Annotated in this window: 16 protein-coding genes; 9 read left to right on the top strand and 7 right to left on the bottom strand. The window is 75.9% G+C overall.

All coding sequences use genetic code 11. From position 1 onward, the window contains the following. The first annotated feature begins 430 nt into the window (after positions 1–430). Positions 431–1,921, top strand: coding sequence for a GAF domain-containing protein (locus tag BKA00_RS14325; protein WP_185025360.1), 1,491 nt, complete (start codon positions 431–433; stop codon positions 1,919–1,921). Here the strand turns inward: BKA00_RS14325 and BKA00_RS14320 are convergent. Beyond that, positions 1,905–2,630, bottom strand: coding sequence for a histidine phosphatase family protein (locus BKA00_RS14320; RefSeq protein WP_185025359.1), 726 nt, complete (start codon positions 2,628–2,630; stop codon positions 1,905–1,907). The two genes, BKA00_RS14325 and BKA00_RS14320, sit on opposite strands and share 17 nt — an antisense overlap. Positions 2,631–2,743: 113 nt before the next feature. Between BKA00_RS14320 and BKA00_RS14315 the strand changes: the two genes are divergently transcribed. Together BKA00_RS14315 and BKA00_RS14310 are read left to right on the top strand one after the other, a co-directional pair. Continuing rightward, positions 2,744–3,109, top strand: coding sequence for a hypothetical protein (locus tag BKA00_RS14315; protein ID WP_185025358.1), 366 nt, complete (start codon positions 2,744–2,746; stop codon positions 3,107–3,109). A gap of 172 nt (positions 3,110–3,281) precedes the next feature. Continuing rightward, positions 3,282–3,689: a hypothetical protein gene (locus tag BKA00_RS14310; protein ID WP_185034203.1), complete on the top strand. Its 408-nt coding sequence runs from the start codon at positions 3,282–3,284 to the stop codon at positions 3,687–3,689. A gap of 55 nt (positions 3,690–3,744) precedes the next feature. Here the strand turns inward: BKA00_RS14310 and BKA00_RS14305 are convergent, their stop codons facing one another. Next, positions 3,745–4,512, bottom strand: a complete 768-nt coding sequence (locus tag BKA00_RS14305; protein ID WP_221493153.1) for an NERD domain-containing protein — start codon at positions 4,510–4,512, stop codon at positions 3,745–3,747. A 286-nt stretch (positions 4,513–4,798) separates the two neighbouring features. Here BKA00_RS14305 and hrpB point away from each other — a divergent pair, with 286 nt between their 5' ends. After that, the gene (hrpB, locus tag BKA00_RS14300; RefSeq protein WP_185025357.1) at positions 4,799–7,306 is read left to right on the top strand and encodes an ATP-dependent helicase HrpB; all 2,508 of its coding nucleotides are present in this window, start codon (positions 4,799–4,801) and stop codon (positions 7,304–7,306) included. Here the strand turns inward: hrpB and BKA00_RS14295 are convergent. After that, complete coding sequence (locus tag BKA00_RS14295) at positions 7,293–8,042, bottom strand: TetR/AcrR family transcriptional regulator (protein WP_185025356.1); 750 nt, start codon at positions 8,040–8,042, stop codon at positions 7,293–7,295. The two genes, hrpB and BKA00_RS14295, sit on opposite strands and share 14 nt — an antisense overlap. A 92-nt stretch (positions 8,043–8,134) precedes the next feature. Between BKA00_RS14295 and BKA00_RS14290 the strand changes: the two genes are divergently transcribed. Beyond that, entirely contained in the window at positions 8,135–9,091 is a 957-nt protein-coding gene (locus BKA00_RS14290; RefSeq protein WP_230299084.1) for an ATP-binding cassette domain-containing protein, read from the top strand. Continuing rightward, positions 9,088–9,927 (top strand): ABC transporter permease, encoded by an 840-nt coding sequence (locus BKA00_RS14285; protein WP_185025354.1) that lies wholly within the window; start codon positions 9,088–9,090, stop codon positions 9,925–9,927. The genes BKA00_RS14290 and BKA00_RS14285 overlap by 4 nt, the downstream gene beginning before the upstream one ends. On the opposite strand, the gene BKA00_RS14280 is transcribed toward BKA00_RS14285, so the two are convergent. The 3 genes from BKA00_RS14280 to BKA00_RS14270 are packed head-to-tail and all read right to left on the bottom strand — an operon-like array spanning position 9,924 to position 12,092. Further along, positions 9,924–10,655 (bottom strand): hypothetical protein, encoded by a 732-nt coding sequence (locus BKA00_RS14280; protein WP_230299083.1) that lies wholly within the window; start codon positions 10,653–10,655, stop codon positions 9,924–9,926. The genes BKA00_RS14285 and BKA00_RS14280 overlap by 4 nt on opposite strands. A gap of 58 nt (positions 10,656–10,713) precedes the next feature. Further along, on the bottom strand, positions 10,714–11,439 hold the full coding sequence (locus BKA00_RS38900; RefSeq protein ID WP_185025353.1) for a zf-HC2 domain-containing protein: 726 nt from the start codon (positions 11,437–11,439) through the stop codon (positions 10,714–10,716). After that, positions 11,436–12,092 (bottom strand): sigma-70 family RNA polymerase sigma factor, encoded by a 657-nt coding sequence (locus BKA00_RS14270; protein ID WP_268248240.1) that lies wholly within the window; start codon positions 12,090–12,092, stop codon positions 11,436–11,438. The genes BKA00_RS38900 and BKA00_RS14270 overlap by 4 nt, the downstream gene beginning before the upstream one ends. 267 nt (positions 12,093–12,359) lie before the next feature. On the opposite strand from BKA00_RS14270, the gene BKA00_RS14265 reads away from it, so the two are divergent. The 3 genes from BKA00_RS14265 (at position 12,360) to BKA00_RS14255 (ending at position 14,125) form a co-directional block, all read left to right on the top strand. Continuing rightward, positions 12,360–13,043: a hypothetical protein gene (locus BKA00_RS14265; protein ID WP_230299082.1), complete on the top strand. Its 684-nt coding sequence runs from the start codon at positions 12,360–12,362 to the stop codon at positions 13,041–13,043. A gap of 65 nt (positions 13,044–13,108) precedes the next feature. Continuing rightward, positions 13,109–13,534, top strand: coding sequence for a PPOX class F420-dependent oxidoreductase (locus BKA00_RS14260; RefSeq protein ID WP_185025352.1), 426 nt, complete (start codon positions 13,109–13,111; stop codon positions 13,532–13,534). A gap of 141 nt (positions 13,535–13,675) precedes the next feature. After that, positions 13,676–14,125, top strand: coding sequence for an SRPBCC family protein (locus BKA00_RS14255; RefSeq protein WP_185025351.1), 450 nt, complete (start codon positions 13,676–13,678; stop codon positions 14,123–14,125). 120 nt (positions 14,126–14,245) lie between these two features. On the opposite strand, the gene BKA00_RS14250 is transcribed toward BKA00_RS14255, so the two are convergent. Next, positions 14,246–16,690 carry a GMC oxidoreductase gene (locus tag BKA00_RS14250; RefSeq protein ID WP_185025350.1) on the bottom strand — a complete coding sequence of 815 codons (2,445 nt, stop codon included), beginning with the start codon at positions 16,688–16,690 and terminating at the stop codon, positions 14,246–14,248.

The following is a 16,690-nucleotide window of genomic DNA, read 5'->3' as shown; positions in this document are numbered from 1 at the left end:
GAACGTTCTTTGAACTCACCGGTTTATCTCCGTGCGCGCGCCTTTCCGGACGGGCGGCCGCCGCCCGTCCGGAAAGGCGCGCGGGCCAGGCGGCGCGCCGCAGGCGCACAGCCCCTGCCGCACGATCAGCGAGGCGCGTTCGGTGGTGTAGTCCGCCCGGCTCGCGGCCGGTCGGACGCGGTGGCACGTCAGGCAGAGCATGGGTGCTCGATCCTCCCCCTGTAGCGCCGGGAGCGGGCCGTCCCGCACGCATTCCCCCCGGACGCGTGCGGGACGGCGGACCCACAGGATGGTCCTCCGGCTCCCCGGCGCCGCTCACGGTAGGCGCTCCCACGTTGCACGCACGTTGCGATCAGCCGGTCACGGACCGTGCCGTGATCCGGTCAGGCGGGATCCGGCGAATCGGTTGCACCGCCCAGGAGATGGACCGATGCTCGAACGGAGCCGGAGTTCCCGCCGGGAGAGAGGGCTGATCGTGGTGCGCGAGCCGGTGACCGTCCGGGCGCCGATCGCCGAGTCGTGGCGGCGCTCCAGGGACGCCGACGTCGACGAGGGCATGGAGGCGGCGCCCCTGGTCTTCGACCGCGACTCCCTGGCCGGCGCCCGCGGCGCGCACCCCCTCGAACCGCACCTGCCGATGCTGCAGGCGCTGCTGCGGCGGGTCGCCGACGAGGCCGAGCACCTGATGGTGGTCACCGACGCCGCCGGGCACGTGCTGTGGACGCAGGGCCCGGCCTTCGCCCGCCGCGCCGCCGAGGCCATCGGCCTCACCGAGGGCTTCCTGTGGTCGGAGGACGCCGTCGGGACCAACGGCATCGGCACCGCGCTCGCCTCCGGCCGGCCCGAGTACGTGTACGCCGCCGAGCACGTCGCGCACGTCCTGCACCGCTGGTCGTGCGCCGGCGCTCCGATCACCGATCCCGACTCGGGGCGCGTGGTCGGCTGCATCGACGTCAGCGCGACGGTGCAGGCGCTGCACCCCGCGACCGTCGCGCTGGTCGCCGCCGCGGCGCGGCTGGCCGAGGCGCGGCTGGAGAACGAGATGCTGGTGCGCGACCAGCGGCTGCGCGAGCGGCTCCTGCCGCATCTGCGGGGGCTGCGCGGCACCGGCGTCCTCGCCACCGCCACCGGCCGCATCCTCGCCGCGCCGGACGGCGGGCTGGTCGGCCGGCGCGTCGCCGTCCCCGAGCCGGGGGGCACGGTCGTGCTGCCGGACGGCCGCACCGCCGTCGCCGAGCCGCTGGGCGAGGCGTTCCTGCTGCGGATCCCGGGGGCGCGCGGCCGGGTCGACGACAGCGCCCGGACCGGGCGCGGCCTGGCGGCCAGGCCCGCGGCCGCCGGGGCGCCGCTGCTGACGCTGGCGCTGCTGGGCGACGGGTCGCACGCGCTGCTGGACGGCCGGCGGTTCGACCTGACGCTGCGGCACGCCGAGATCCTCGCGCTGCTGGCGCTGCATCCGCGGGGCCTCAGCGGAGACCGGCTGTCGCTGTGCCTGTACGGCGACGAGGGCAGCGCGGCGACCGTCCGCCCCGAGATCCACCGGCTCCGCCACCAGTTCGGCGACGTCGTGCGCGCCCGCCCCTACCGGCTGGGCTGCGCGGTCGACGCCGACTTCCTCGCCGTCCGGCGGATGCTGGACGAGGGGGACGTCGCCGGCGCCGTGCGGCTGTACGGGGGCGAGCTGCTGCCGCGCTCGGACGCGCCCGCCGTCCGCGCGGAGCGCGACGAGCTGGCGGTGCGCGTCCGGCGGCAGGTGCTCGACCGGGGCGGCGCCGACGTGCTGTGGACCTACGCGCAGACCGAGCCGGGCCGCGCCGACCTCGAGGCGCTGGAGCGGCTGCGGGGCGTCCTGCCGCCGGGGGATCCGCGGCTGGCCGCCGTGAACTCGCGCAGCGCCCGGCTGCTCAGCGGCGAGCAGTAGGAGGCGGCACCGCGGTCGCGGCGAGGTGGGCGCAGTCGTTGTAGCAGACGGCCGTGAGCCCGGTCCCGTCGTGGCGCCAGCGGGTGACCGAGGCGTTGGCGACGGGCTCCTTCTCGATCCGCATGACCTCCTGCTCGGTCAGCTCCTCCACCAGGTAGCGGGTCATGACGATGATCGCGTCGTGGGCGACGACCAGGGCGCGGCCGCCGGGGGCGCCGGCCTCCAGGTCGCGGTAGAAGCTGCGCAGCCGCAGCGCCAGGTCGGCCCACGACTCGCCGCCGGGCGGCCGGTGGTAGAACTTGCCGAGGTGGCGCAGCCGGTCGGCCTCGCCCGGGAACCGCGCGCGGACGCCGCGGGGGGTGAGCCCCTGAAGGACGCCCTGCTCGCGGTCGCGGATCCGCTCGTCCACCTTGATGCGCGGCGCCGCGAAGGACGTCTCGGCGAGCGCGATTCTGGCGGTGTCGAGCGCGCGCACGTAGGGAGAGGCGATCACCGTGGTGGGGCGCTCGTCCTCGGGGAGGCCCTCCAGCCAGCGGCCGAGCGCCGCCGCCTGCGCCCGCCCGGTGTCCGACAGCGGGACGTCGGCGTCCCGCTCGGGGATGTCGACCTCCTCGGCGTCGGTGCCGAGGACGGCCTGGTAGGCGAGGTTGCCGGTGCTCTCTCCGTGCCGGGTCAGGGTCAGCCATCGCAGCGCGTTCACGACCGCCATGCTGCCATGCCCGGCCGCCCGCCGGTCCCGCGCCGCCGGTCGTGCGCCGCCCTTGCCGGGGCCCGCCGGGCTGCGGCGCGGTTGCTCTACAGCCGGTAGTACTCTTTGGTGCCGTGACGAACGTGCTGTCCGCCACGACCATCGTGGCGGCGCTGCTGGCCGCCGGCTACGCCCTTGTGACGGCGCTGCGCGGCCGGGCGATGGGCGCCGCCGACCTCGGCGCGTTCGGCGTCCTGGAGGTGCTGCTGGTCGCGCAGGCCGTGGTCGCCTTCGTCAAGCTCTCCGGCGGCCAGGGGCCGGACGGCCCCGCCACCTTCGTCGGCTACCTGCTGGGGTCGCTGCTGATCCCCGTCGCCGGCGCCGGGTGGGGGCTGCTGGAGCGCACCCGGTGGGGCCCCACCGTGCTCGTCGTGGCCGGGGTGGCCGTCGCCGTCATGATCGTGCGGATGAACCAGCTGTGGAGCGGCACCGGTGCCTGACCCCGAACACGAGCCCGCCCGCGAGACCGAGGCCGTCCGCGAGGACCGGCCCGTCCCCGAGACCGCGGCCCGGGAGCCGCTGACCCGCGCGGACGACGGCGCCCGCGCCGGCGCCGAGGCCCGCACGGGCGGCGGTGTCCGGCCCGGCGCCACCGCCGGCGGGCCGGGGCGGCTGCTGGTCGCCGTCTACGCGGTCTTCGCGCTCGCGGCCGGCGCGCGGGCGGGCGTGCAGATCGCCACCCGCTTCTCCGAGGCGCCGGTCGCCTACCTGCTGTCGGCGTTCGCCGCCGCCGTCTACGTCGTGGCGACGGTGGCCCTGGCCCGGGGCGGCCGGACCTCGTTCCGGGTCGCGGTCGCCGCCTGCGCGACGGAACTGGTGGGAGTGCTCGCCGTGGGCACGCTCAGCATCGCCGACCGCGCCGCGTTCCCCGACGAGACCGTCTGGTCCGTGTACGGGCGCGGTTACGGGTTCGTGCCGCTGGTCCTGCCGGTGGTGGGCCTGCTGTGGCTGCGCCGCACCGCCCGCAGAGGTGGCGGAACCCCCGCGGGCGGTGGGCGCCCTGTGAGCGGCGGCGTGTGAGCCCTCCGGCCACAGGTGTCTGTGGGTCATGCCGTCCTCCTGCGAGGGGGGCCGGTCACGCCGCGGCCCGGGCCGAGCCGTGGGAGCCGACGGGCAGGGCGTGCACGGCGGCCCGGGCGATCGCCTCGATCTCCTCTGCGGAGCGGTCCGCGGCCGGGTTGCGGCGCATCCAGCGGATCAGCTTCAGCGGCGGCGCGAACACGATGCCGTCGGCGGTGAACGGCGTGCGGGCGAGCTTGCCGCCGTGGACGGCCAGTACCGGCGTCACCGTCACCGGCGTCCCGGCCGCGCGGGAGATCGCCTCGGCGGCGGCCTCGGCCCGCGCGGTCACGCCGCGGACGAGCTTGGTCTGCGTCCGGCCGTCGATGAACAGCCTGCCGCCGTGCTGGGAGACCTCGGCACCGGGCGACCACGCCTCGTTGTGCACGAGCCACACGCCGCCGGGCCCGACCACCAGTTCGTCGGCGATCCCGTGCCCGGGGACCGTCCGGGCGTGCAGCACGCGGTGCCCGCGCCGCTCCAGCGTGTAGCGCAGGAACCGGTCCATGCGCTGGTCGCCGCGCAGCCCGAGGCGCCACACCCGCGACGCGCTGTAAATGCGCCAATGGACGAGCGTGTCCGCGACCGCCACCAGAACGGCCATCGCGATTCCGAAAACGGCGTTGACCAGCAGCCCGCACAGCACAAGCGTCGCCGCGGCCAGAAAGGCGCGTGTCCGCAATCGTCCTTTTCGGCCCCGCTGCCAGAGTTCCTCGTACACCGCCTGCGGCGAGCCGCCGGTGAATGCGGGGCGGTCCCTGAGGTAGATGGAGCTGCCGAACATGTCCGTCCTCCCAGCACCTGCTTAGACGCCACCAGTATGGGGATTCTCAAGCATTGCCGCCACACTTCGCGAGGTGACTTAAATCAAACTCCCGCGCCACTTCTTGGGCCTGGAACATTGCTCACCTGCCCGTTCGGGTGTGATTGGGTGAGACGATTCGGGGAACACCGGAGAAGAGCCGCGAGGATTGGCTGAAAGGCGCGGTGCAACTATCACCGCAACATTCAAAGCCTTTTTCGATGCAATTGATTGCTCGCGGGCGCGGGCGGCGCGGCACACTGGGACGATGCACCTCAGCGCCGCCGAAGGCCTCCCCGTCCGCCACGCCGTCCCCGCCCTGCGCGCGGCCCTGGACGAGCACGGCGCGGCGGTGCTGGCGGCGCCTCCCGGCACCGGGAAGACCACCCTGGTCCCGCTCGCCCTCGCCGGCCTCGCCCTCGCGCAGGGGCAGGGCGCCCCGCCCGCGCCCGGCAAGGTCCTGGTCCTGGAGCCCCGACGCCTCGCCGCCCGCGCCGCCGCCCGCCGCATGGCCTGGCTCCTCGGCGAGCGCCCCGGCGGCCGGGTCGGCGTCACCGTCCGGGGCGAGACCCGCCCCGGCTCCCGCGTCGAGGTCGTCACCACGGGCGTGGTCCTCCAGCGCCTCCAGTCCGACCCGGAACTCGACGGCGTCGGCACGGTGATCCTGGACGAGTGCCACGAGCGGCACCTGGACGCCGACACCGCGCTGGCGTTCCTGCTCGACGTCCGCGCCGCGCTGCGCCCCGACCTGCGCGTGGTCGCCGCGTCGGCCACCGCCGAGACGGCCCCGTGGTCGCGCCTGCTCGGCGGCGCCCCGGTCGTGGAGACCGCGGCGGCGCTCCACCCGGTCGAGACGGTCTGGGCGCCGCCGCCGCGCCCCCTCCCGCCGCCGCACGGCATGCGCGTCGACCCGGGGTTCCTCGCGCACGTCGCCGCGACCGCCCGCCGGGCGCTGGCCGAGCGCGACGGCGACGTCCTGTGCTTCCTGCCGGGCGTCGGCGAGATCGCCCGCGTCGCCGGGCTGCTGTCCGGCGCGCCCGCCGAGGTCCTGCAGATCCACGGCCAGGCGCCGGGGTGCGTGCAGGACGAGGTGCTCGCGCCCGCGTCCCGCCGCCGGATCGTCCTGGCCACCTCGGTGGCCGAGTCGAGCCTCACCGTCCCCGGCGTCCGCGCGGTCGTCGACTCGGGTCTCGCCCGCGAGCCCCGCACCGACCACGCCCGCGGCCTCGGCTCGCTCACCACCGTCCGCGCGTCCCGCGCCACCGCCGACCAGCGCGCCGGACGCGCCGGACGCGAGGCCCCCGGCACCGTCTACCGGTGCTGGACGCAGGCCGAGCACGACCGGCTCCCCGCCCGCCCCCGCCCCGAGATCGAACTGGCCGATCTCGCCGGCTTCGCCCTCCAGGCGGCCTGCTGGGGCGACCCCGGCGCGTCCGGCCTCGCCCTCCTCGACCCGCCTCCGCCCGCCGCGATGGACGCCGCCCGCGGCGTCCTGCACGCCCTCGGCGCCCTGCGGGACGGCCGCGCCACCGACCGCGGCCGCCGCCTGGCCCGCGTCGGCCTGCACCCCCGCCTCGCCCGCGCCCTCCTCGACGGCGCCCCGCGGGTCGGCGCCCGCGACGCGGCGCAGATCGTCGCCCTGCTGTCCGAGCCGCCGCCCCGCGCGGCGGGCGACGACCTCACCGCCGTCTGGCGCGCCCTGCGCGGCCGGAGCCGGCCCGCCGATCCGCACGCCGCGCGCTGGCGCGACGAGGCGGCCCGCCTCCGCAGGTCGCTCCCCGCGCAGGGCGGCGCCCCGCCGTCCCGGAGCGACGACCACGCGGCGGGGGTCGTGGTGGCGCTGGCGTTCCCCGAGCGGGTGGCGCGGGCGCGGCGGGGGAGCGGCTACCTGATGGCGTCCGGGACGGGGGCCGAGCTGGCGGACGGGTCGGCGCTGGCGGGGGCGCGGCCCGGCTGGCTCGCGGTCGCGGCGGCCGACCGCCCCGCCGGGGCGGCGTCGGCGCGGGTGCGGCAGGCCGTGGTGATCGACGAGGAGGTCGCGCGGTCCGCGGCGGCGCCGCTGGTGGAGACCGCCGAGGAGGTCGTGTGGCGCGACGGCGACGTGGCCGCGCGCCGCGTCGAGCGCCTCGGCGCGATCGAGCTGGAGGCGCGCCCGCTCCGCGACCCGGACCCCGGTCTCGTGCGCGCCGCCCTGCTGGACGGGGTGCGCGCGGAGGGGCTCGGGCTGCTGCGCTGGACGCCGGGGGCGGTCGCGCTGCGGGAGCGGCTGGCGTTCCTGCGCGGGGCGCTCGGGGAGCCGTGGCCGGCCGTCGACGACGCGGCGCTGCTGGAGCGGGCGCCGGAGTGGCTGGCGGGCGCGCGGCGGCGGGCCGACCTGGCGAAGGTCGACGTCGCGGGCCTGCTGCGCGGCCTGCTGCCGTGGGACCTGGCGAAGCGGCTGGAGGAGTACGCGCCCGAGCGGGTCGAGGTCCCGTCCGGGTCGCGGATCCGGGTCGACTACTCCGGGGAGCGCCCCGTCCTCGCGGTGAAGGTGCAGGAGCTGTTCGGGTGGGACGCGGCGCCGCGGCTCGCCGGCGGGCGGGTGCCCTTGGTGGTGCACCTGCTGTCGCCCGCGGGACGCCCGGCGGCGGTCACCGCCGACCTGGCCTCGTTCTGGCGCGAGGGGTACCGGGCGGTCCGGGCCGAGCTGCGCGGCCGGTACCCCAGGCACCCGTGGCCGGAGGACCCGGCGAGCGCCGTGGCGACGAAGCGGACCGGGCGGGCTAGCGGGAGCTGACCAGCGCCTCGATGCCGTCCAGGACGCGGGCGAGGCCGAACTCGAAGGCGCGTCCGGGCGCGACGGCGGAGCCGTACTCGTTCCCGACGGCGGCGCCGACGCGGCTTCCGAGCGGGTAGTCGTCCTCGTTCACCAGGGTCTCCAGGAGGGGGGCGCTCGCCTCCCACCACTGCTCGTCGGTCATGCCGCTGCGGCGCTCGGCCTCGGCGGCGTTGACCGACACGCGGGCGGCGCTCTCGGCGAAGCCGGTCACGAGTGCGACGACCGAGTCCATCTCCACGTCGCTGAGGCCGAGGCCGTCCACGGCGCGCAGCTCGTACTCGAACTTGGCGCACGTGTTCGGGCCGAGCGGCGGCCGGACCGTGGTGATCTGCAGCAGCCACGGGTGCCGGTGGTACAGCGCCCAGTTGTCGCGGGCGATGTGCTCCAGGCGGTCTCGCCAGGAGCCGCCCCCGGGCGGCGCCAGCTCGCCGAACGCGCGGTCGACCATGACGTCGACCAGCTCCGCCTTGCCCGGCACGTAGGTGTAGATCGACATGGGGGAGACGCCCAGCTCCTCGGCGATGCGGCGGATCGACAGCCCGTCCAGGCCCTCGGCGTCGGCCAGCCGGATCGCCGCCCGGACGATCTCCTCCGCGGTCAGCCGCGGCTTGGGCCCGCGCCTGGGGCGCTCCCGCACCCCCCACAGCAGCTCCAGGGTGCGCTTGGGGTCGCCCGCCCCGCTGTACTCGGTCACCGGCCGATCCTCTCAGGATGAAACTCTGTACTGCGTACGTTATATTGGTCGCGATGGTAAATCCGTACTGCGTACATAGTTTTGGAGGACGGGTGACGGAACCACGGTTCGCGGTCGTCGCCGAAGGGCTGCGCAAGCGCTACGGCGGCACCGAGGCCCTGGCCGGGCTGGACCTGCGCGTCCCCGCCGGGACGGTGCACGGCCTGCTCGGCCCGAACGGCGCGGGCAAGACCACCGCCGTCCGGATCCTGACCACGCTGGCCCGGCCGGACGGCGGCGGCGCCCGCGTCGCCGGGCACGACGTGGTCCGCGACCCGGTCGCGGTGCGGCGCCGCATCGGCCTCGTCGGGCAGCACGCCGCGGTCGACGAGGTGCTCGGCGGGCGGCAGAACCTCGTCATGTTCGGCCGCCTCCACCACCTCGGGGCCGGGCGGGCGCGGCGGCGGGCGGACGAGCTGCTGGAGCGTTTCCGGCTCACCGACGCCGCCGCCAAGCCCGCGGGGGAGTACTCCGGGGGCATGCGGCGGCGGCTCGACCTGGCCGCCTCGATGATCCTCGCGCCGCCCGTGCTGTTCCTGGACGAGCCGACCACCGGCCTGGACCCGCGCAGCCGGGGCGAGGTGTGGGACGCGATCCGCGACCTGGTGGAGGGCGGCACGACCGTCCTGCTCACCACCCAGTACCTGGAGGAGGCCGACCGGCTCGCCTCCGGCGTCTCGGTGATCGACCACGGCCGCGTCATCGCCGAGGGCACCCCCGACGAGCTCAAGGCGCGGCTCGGCGGCGACCGCGTCGAGGTCGTCGTGGACGACCCCGGGAACCTCGCCGCCGCCGCCGGGATCGTCGGCCGGGTCGCGTCCGGCGAGGTCGACGTGGACGCCGACGCCCTGCGGGTCGGGGCGCCGGTGCGGGGGCGGGCGGCCGCCCTGACCGAGGCCGTCCGGGCCCTGGACGAGGCGGGCGTCGCGGTCGCCGACATCGGCCTTCGCCGCCCGACGCTGGACGAGGTGTTCCTGCACCTCACCGAGAAGGAGGAAGTGCCCTCATGAGCGAAGCGGACCTGGGGGTCGTGCCCCCGAGGAGCGGACGCGTGAGCGTCCAGGCGGTGCGGTGGGCCGCGGCCGACGGGTGGGTGCTGACCTCGCGCGCCCTCGCCCACTGGGCGCGCAAGCCGGGCGAGGTCGCCGTCGGGCTGCTGTTCCCGGTGATGGTCGTGCTGATGATGGGCTACCTGTTCGGCGGGCAGATGGACGTGCCCGGCGGCGGCAGTTACCGGGCGTTCATCGTCCCCGGCATGTTCGCGCTGACGATGGCGTTCGGGGTCGAGACGACGTTCGCCGCGATCGCGAGCGACGCCAGCAAGGGCGTGACCGACCGGTTCCGGTCGATGCCGATGGCCTCGTCCGCCGTCGTCGTGGGCCGGGCCACCGCCGACATGCTGCACTCGGTCGTCGCGCTGGCCGTGATGGCGGCCTGCGGCGTGCTGATCGGCTGGCGCGTCCACGACGGCGCGGGCAAGGCCCTCGCGGGGCTCGGCCTCCTCCTGCTCCTGCGCTTCTCGCTGGTCTGGCTCGGCGTCTACCTCGGCCTGATGGCCAAGGGCCCGGAGTCGGTGGCCGCCGTGCAGATCCTGGTCTGGCCGATCGGGTTCCTGTCCAGCGCCCTGGTGGCGCCGAGCACGATGCCGGGCTGGCTGGGCGCGGTGGCCGAATGGAACCCCATGTCGGCGACGGTGACGGCGTGCCGGGAGCTGTTCGGCGAGCCCGTGGCCGGCGGGTCGTGGGCGGCGCAGCACAGCGTGCTGATGGCGGTCGTGTGGCCGCTGGTGATCGCGGCGGTGTTCTTCCCGCTGTCGGTCCGCCGCTACCGCGCCCTCGGCCGCTAGGGCAGGAGGGACACCCGGTGCCGGGCCAGCGCCAGCGCCGGGTAGCACGCCTCGGGCAGGGGCGGCGCGCCGCCGCTTCCGGGGGACGGGCGCCCCCCGCCGAGCGCGGCGCGCAGCCTCGCGCCCACGGCCGCCGCGTCGTAGGGCTGGACGACGCACAGCTCGGCCTGCATCGCCTGCCGCGCCGCGGCCATCAGCGCCGGGACGTCCCCGACGACGACGATCTCGGCGGGGGCGTCGCCGTAGGAGAGCCGGACGGCGAGGGCGTGCATGCCGGCGGTGCCGGCGCCCTCGTAGCGGAACTCGCAGACCAGGCGGTCGCCGTCGAGGGGCCCCTCCTGGATCAGCCACGCCTGGCCGGGGACGACCCGCCCGAGCGAGTCCTCCCAGGGCGCCGCCGGGACGCCGGCGAGGCCGTCGGCGGCGCGGGCCGCGGCCCTGCGCCCCTCGGCGGGGCCGATCGCGGCGAGCGCCCGCAGGAAGGCCCGCGCGCCCGGGGTGGCCGCCGCGTGCAGGCGGCCGATCAGGTCGCCGAGCGCGGCGCTGCGCGCGGCGGCGTGCGGGGCCGCCGCCTCCAGGCCGCCGAGCTGCGCGGACGTCCACATCTCGGCCTGGAGTGCGCCGGGCTGCGCGGGCAGGGCGCCGGCCTCCCGGACGTAGGCCGCGTACACCTCGGCGAGCCCCGGCAGCATCAGCTCGGGACCGGCGGACGGTCGGGTCGCACTCACGGAATCAGCCTATGAGATCCAGGGGAGCGGCCCGGCCGCGCGTTCCGGGAGGCGGGGCCTACACGGGGACGGTCAGCAGCGTGCGGCCCTCGCCGATCGTGCGGACCTCGAACCGGCTGATCTCCCCGGGCGGCAGCGCGGTGCCGCCCTGCAGCGCCAGCTGGGGCCGCGGCGAGCCCGGCAGGCCGTACCCCTTGGCGGGGACGGACCAGCCGACGACGGTGTGCGCCCTGCCCCGCCGGTCCACGGCGACCAGTTCGCACGCGAGCGGCCCGTCGACCTTGCTGAGCCGCAGTGCGACCAGGCTGCCCCACGCCTTCCGCTGCGTCGCGACCGTCCCGGTCACGCCGGTGCCGGCGTCGGTCGCCGACACCGCCCGGCCGTCCCGCAGCAGCTGGGCGGTTCCGCCGTCCTGCGCGGAGGCGGCGGGGCCGCGGTCGGTGCCCAGCGTGTACCCGGTGCCGAGCGCGGCGCCGAGCAGCACGACGCCGGCGGCGGCCGCGGCCAGCGCACGCGCGGCCCGGTGCCGCCGCTCCCGGCGGATCCGGTGCCGGATCAGGTCGGTGACCGCCGCCGGCTCGGGCGGCGCGGGCATCGCCCCCACCGGGTCGGCGATCGGGCCGATGCCGTCCAGGGTCTGGGCGATCCCGCTCAGCGCGCCGAGTTCCTCGTGGCAGGAGAAGCACGTCGCCAGGTGCGCCTCGAACGCGCGGCGGTCGGGGACCTCCAGCAGCCCGAGGGCGTAGGCGCCGACGTCGACGTGCGGCATGTCCGGCGCTCTCATGGCGTCACGCCCCTCTCCTCCAGGGCGACGCGCAGTGCCCGGAGCGCGTAGTAGACCCGGGACTTCACGGTGCCCACGGGGATCCCGAGATGCTTGGCGGCCTCGTTCACCGAGCGGTCCCGGAAGAAGGTCTCGTTGAGGATCTCGCGGTGGGCCGGGGACAGGGCGAGGAGGGCCTCGGACACGACGACGGAGCGCAGCAGATCCTCCATCCCGTCGGGCACGCGCATGTTCTCCAGCGGGCCCTCGCCCGCCTCCTGCGGCCGTGCGTTCTTGCGGCGCTGGTCGTCGATGACGATCCGGCGGGCGACCGTCGCCAGCCAGGGCAGCAGCGACGCCGCGTTCTCGTCGAGCTGGTGCGCGCTGCGCCAGGCGCGGATCATCGTCTCCTGGACGACGTCCTCGGCCCAGTGCCGGTCGCCGCCGGTGAGGCGCAGGACGAACGACAGCAGCGGGCGGCCGTACACGCGGTACAGCTCGGTCACGATCACCTGGTCGTCCACGCCGGCGGCGGGCCGCGGGCCGCGGAACCAGCTCCACGGTCCGGGCGGGCGTTCGCGGGCGGCCGACGCGGCGGCCGGTGATCTGTGGGCCATCGGGGTCTCCGGCGGGGGTGCGGGGGTGCGGGGCGACGCGGTGACCGTGGGTGTCACGTTGGGAGGCAGTACGGGACCCCTGCGCCACGCGGTTCAACCGAGGCCGTTTCGTGGGGGATTTTCCGCATTGCCACTAACTTGTTCGCCACCATTTCCTTACCGTCCGATCCCAGGGATGATCGAAATGCGTCTCAGGGTGCGTACGGGAGGCGGCGACTCCGACCCGCGCATCGGAACTTTCGCCGGGCAACGCTCACTCCACGCATTGGAGCGAATGCGGGCATCGGGCCCATTTGCCTACAGAGACCGAGGGCGGGGATCGGCATGGTGAAGGAGAACGGGGACGTCCAGCTCAGCTACCGCCTGCTGCTGGCGGTGGACATCCAGGGGTACAGCAGGCGCGACACGCGCGAGCAGTTGCGCGCGCAGCGGCTGCTGACGGAGGCGCTCGACGGCGCCGCCCGCGGCGTCGGACTCGACCGCGCCGGCTGGGACAAGCAGGTCGGCGGGGACGGCGAGCTCGCCACGCTGCCCGAGGGCGTCGACCCGGCGACGGTGGCCGGCGACTTCGTCATCCTCCTCGACGGGGCGCTGCGCGAGGCCAACCGCGACGCCGGCCGCTTCCGCCTGCGCGTCCGGCTCTCGCTGCACCACGGCACGCTCACGGCCGGGCCGTTCGGCCCCGCGGGCGACGCGCCCATCGTCGTCCAGCGGCTGCTGGACGCCGCGCCGCTGCGCCGCGTGCTGGCCGACGACGCGGACCGCGACCTGGCCTACGTCGTGTCGGACTCGCTGTTCGACGACGTCGTGCGGACCGGGTTCTGCGCCCTGCCGCCGCGCGGCTTCCGCGCCGTCAGGGTCGCGGCGAAGGGCGCGGTGTTCCGCGGCCACATCCTCACCGGCCGCGCCGCCGCCGAGGACGCGGGCGAGGAGCCGGGCGAGGACGCGGGCGGACCGGGCTCCCGGTCCGCCCGCGTCCTCGACTTCCCGGCCCTCGCCCTGGGCTGACCGGGAAGCGATCGGCGCGCCCCGCGGTTGACGCCGGTAGGACCGACGACCGATGGAGGCGGACGATGGCGGACGAGGCGGCGCTGGTGAAACTCCTGGCCGGACGCGACATCGGGGTGCTGGCCACGCTCAAGCGCGACGGGCGGCCCCAGCTGTCCACGATCAACTACCACTTCGACGAGGGGCGCCGGCTCGTCCGGATCTCGATCACCGCCGACCGCGCCAAGGCCCGCAACCTCGCCCGCGACCCGCGCGCGAGCCTGCACGTCGGTTCGCCGGACGGCTGGTCGTGGGTGGTCGCCGAGGGCACCGCCGAGCTCACGGCGGTCGCCGCCGATCCGGGCGACGCCGCCGTCGAGGAGCTGGTCGCCCTGTACCGCGACATCCGAGGCGAACACCCCGACTGGGACGAGTACCGCCGCGTCATGGTCGAGGACGGCCGCCAGGTAGTCCGCCTGCAAGTAGATCACCTATACGGCCAAGCGCACTAACGGCCCGCCAAGGGCGTTGACTTGCGGCGTGTTGCCCTTCTGGGGGCGCTGATAAGGGCAACACGCCGCAAGTCAACGGAGCAGGGCAGCCTGGGCCTGCTGGGGCTGCCGGTTTCGCGGGCGTGGCTGTAGCGTGTGGCGATGATCCAGGCCACCGCCACCACCGCCGCCTCACCCGAGGACCTCTTCCGGCACCTGGCCGTCCCCGAGGCGTGGGGCGCCTGGGGCAGGTTCCCCACCCCGGCGCGGCGGACGCGCGCGGGCGACACCTCCCCCTACGGCGTCGGGACGGTCAAGAAGATCTGGCCGGCCAGTGAGCGGACCGTCGCCTACAAGCCCTACGAGCACTTCGGATACGTCGCGCTGGCGGGCCTGCCCGTGCGCCACTACCGCTCGGACGTCCGGCTGGAGCGCCGGGACGCCGGGACGTTCCTGCGCTGGGAGGCGACGTTCGAGCCGCTGATCCCCGGCACCGGCCCGGTCGTCGGCTTCGCGCTCCGGCAGATGCTGAAGGCCTTCGCCCGGTGGCTGCCCGCGCACGTCGAGCACTGCCCGCCGGACTGCCCCGCCCGCAGGGCCGAGGGCATCTGACCCCGCGCCCGGGGTAGTACCGAAGCCGGAGGCCGTGCGACCCCCCGCACGGCCTCCGGCAGAAAAGGTGCAGGCCGAGAGCACCCCGCAGTTCCCTCGGCCTGCACGACCATGGACCCCTCAGGCGGGGTCGGGACCGTAGACCTCCCACAGCTCCCCGGCGAAGAACCTGCCGAAGTCGAGCAGCCTGCCCGCCCCGTCGGGCCCCGTCGTGCGGAAGGTCGTCAGCTGCCGCGCGAAGTCGGTCAGCTGGATGTGCAGCACGCCCGCCGCGACGACCCGCGCGCCGCCCTCCTCGTCCTCGGCGACGTGCCCGTCCAGCAGCCGCACGTAGAGGGTGGAGGTGTCCGGCCAGATCCGCGTCGGCGGCCCGTGCAGGACGTTCTTGTGCCCGCTCAGCGTTCGCCGCCGCCCCTCGCCGTCGGTGTAGAAGAGCCGGTACTTCATCAGCCGCCGGTCCTCCGGCCCGTCCGCGACGAACAGGTTGAACGTGCCCCGCTCGACCGGGCGGCGCCCCCCGTGCCCGGCCGCGTCGACCCATCCGGCGGCCGTCGCCTCGTGGTCCGGCTCGGCCAGGAACCGCTCGATGTCCACCGCGGTGATCGTCAGGCGGAACGACAGGGGCCGGCGCCCCTCGGCCAGCTCGCCGATCCGCGTGTCGGTCTCGCCGTAGGTGACGAACCCCTTCATCTCCTCGGTGAACGACAGCGACGTACGGCCGGCGGCCGCGGTGGACGGTCCCCGTGTCCCACCGTGGCTCCCCGATGCCGGACCGTACGCCGAGCCGTTCCCCGCCCCGCCTGGCGAGCCGGCTCCCCCGGCCGGCTCGGCCCCCGTGGCGGGCGGGGCGGCCGGTCCTCCCGCCCCCCGGCGGGCGGACGTCTCCAGAAGCCGCGTGGCCAGCCGATCGGCCTGCGCGGCGATCGTGAGCGAGGGGTTCGGGCCCACCGGGCCGGGCATCGCCGCCCCGTCGGCGACGTAGAGGCCCGGGAACCCGAACACCTCGCCGAAGGCGTCGCAGACGCCCTCGCCCGGGTGGCCGCCCATGGGGGCGCCGCCCAGCGGATGGACGGTGATGATGCGCTTGCGGAACCACATCGGGTTGTCGGCGAAGTCGGCGCCGAGCACGTCCGCGATGCCCCGCATCGTCTTGCGGACGCGGTTGAACAGCTCCTCGCTGGTCCGGGCGTTCCAGTCGGCCGCGAGCCGGCCGTCCCGCAGGTGCAGCCGCCCGTCGGCGGTCTCGCGGCCCATGCCGAGCAGCGGCAGCGAGCTGACCGTCAGCGCCCCGTCGCCGATCAGGTCCGAGAGCTCCTCGGACAGGTTGGTGTCCGGCGCGTCCTTGAAGAACTCCCGGAAGCGGCCCCACAGGAACTCCGCCGCGCGCTCGACCTCGCCGCGGACGTCGAAGCCGTTCACGATCCAGTCGGTGAACCCGGGGTAGCCGCCGTCCTGGATGTAGGCGCCGCGGCCCGCGCCGGGCACGCCGTCCAGGTCGTCCGGCAGCCGGATCGCCGTGGTGATCACCGGTCCGCGGCTGGCGTTCAGCGGGCGGACCCGGTTGCGGTCCTTGGCCCGCATCAGAAACGTCAGCAGGTCGCCGTTGCCGCAGAACCGGCTGCCGAGCGCGGAGCTGAGGCCTGGGAACGCCCCGCGCGACTTCAGCAGCAGGTACGTGGTGCCGTACGTGCCGGCGCCCAGCACCAGCCGGTCGCACGTGATCGTCCGGACCGGCAGGCGGCGCTTCCTGGCCGCCAGGTCGGTGTGGTGGACGTAGTCGACCTCGTACCCGCCGCCCCGCCGCGGCCGGATCGCCTTCACCTCGTGGGAGGTGCGGATGTCGGCGCCGTGGTGCGCGGCCGCCGACAGGTAGTTGTGGTCGAGGCTGTTCTTGGAGCCCTCGTTGCAGCCGATGTCGCACTCGCCGCACAGCTTGCACGTCCGGCGGCGGGCGCGGTGCAGGTTGCCGTACGCGGGGTCGGCGATCGGCAGGCTCACCCCGGGCGTGCCGCCCGGCTCGGAGGCGAAGCTGACCGCGAGCGGCGGCAGCGTGCTGTGCAGGCCGAGCTCGGCCGCCGCGTCCTGCATCGCGTGCGTCTTCGGGGTGTCGTCGTAGGGGACCTGGTCCAGCGGGTACGGCGTCGCGCCCATCATCCGCTCGACGGCGTCGTAGTGCGGGTCCAGGTCGGCGCGCGAGACCGGCCACGGCTCGTTCCCCCCGCCGGGCACCGGCCGGTCGTGCACGAACCAGCGCTCGTCCTTGCGCAGCAGGACGTTCGCGTAGATCAGGGAGCCGCCGCCGAGGCCGGAGGACACGACGGAGTCGCAGCCCTTGAACCCCCACACGTCGTACATCCCGTACAGCCCGGCGTCGGGGTCCCAGAAGGCCCGGCCCATCTCGGCGGGGGACCGCGGGAAGCTGCCGGGCGGGTACGGCTGCCCGCGCTCCAGCAGGACGACCCGCTGCCCGGCCTCCGCCAGCCGGTACGCGGTGACGGATCCGCCGAACCCGGACCCGACCACCACCGCGTCGGCGTGCTCGGCCGCGCCGCTGGCTCCGGTCAT

Origin of the sequence: Actinomadura coerulea (genome assembly GCF_014208105.1) — a bacterium.
GTDB classification, from domain to species: domain Bacteria; phylum Actinomycetota; class Actinomycetes; order Streptosporangiales; family Streptosporangiaceae; genus Spirillospora; species Spirillospora coerulea.
This window is presented reverse-complemented; position numbering and strand designations above follow the sequence as displayed.

What these genes read in the sequence shown, in the direction of transcription:
- BKA00_RS14305 (WP_221493153.1), bottom strand. Translation starts at nt 4,512, where the DNA reads ATGTTCGGCAGCTCCATCTACCTCAGGGACCGCCCCGCATTCACCGGC.
- BKA00_RS14320 (WP_185025359.1), bottom strand. Translation starts at nt 2,630, where the DNA reads ATGGCGGTCGTGAACGCGCTGCGATGGCTGACCCTGACCCGGCACGGA.
- BKA00_RS14325 (WP_185025360.1), top strand. Translation starts at nt 431, where the DNA reads ATGCTCGAACGGAGCCGGAGTTCCCGCCGGGAGAGAGGGCTGATCGTG.
- BKA00_RS14255 (WP_185025351.1), top strand. Translation starts at nt 13,676, where the DNA reads ATGATCCAGGCCACCGCCACCACCGCCGCCTCACCCGAGGACCTCTTC.
- BKA00_RS14265 (WP_230299082.1), top strand. Translation starts at nt 12,360, where the DNA reads ATGGTGAAGGAGAACGGGGACGTCCAGCTCAGCTACCGCCTGCTGCTG.
- hrpB (WP_185025357.1), top strand. Translation starts at nt 4,799, where the DNA reads ATGCACCTCAGCGCCGCCGAAGGCCTCCCCGTCCGCCACGCCGTCCCC.
- BKA00_RS14250 (WP_185025350.1), bottom strand. Translation starts at nt 16,690, where the DNA reads ATGACCGGAGCCAGCGGCGCGGCCGAGCACGCCGACGCGGTGGTGGTC.
- BKA00_RS14260 (WP_185025352.1), top strand. Translation starts at nt 13,109, where the DNA reads ATGGCGGACGAGGCGGCGCTGGTGAAACTCCTGGCCGGACGCGACATC.
- BKA00_RS38900 (WP_185025353.1), bottom strand. Translation starts at nt 11,439, where the DNA reads ATGAGAGCGCCGGACATGCCGCACGTCGACGTCGGCGCCTACGCCCTC.
- BKA00_RS14285 (WP_185025354.1), top strand. Translation starts at nt 9,088, where the DNA reads ATGAGCGAAGCGGACCTGGGGGTCGTGCCCCCGAGGAGCGGACGCGTG.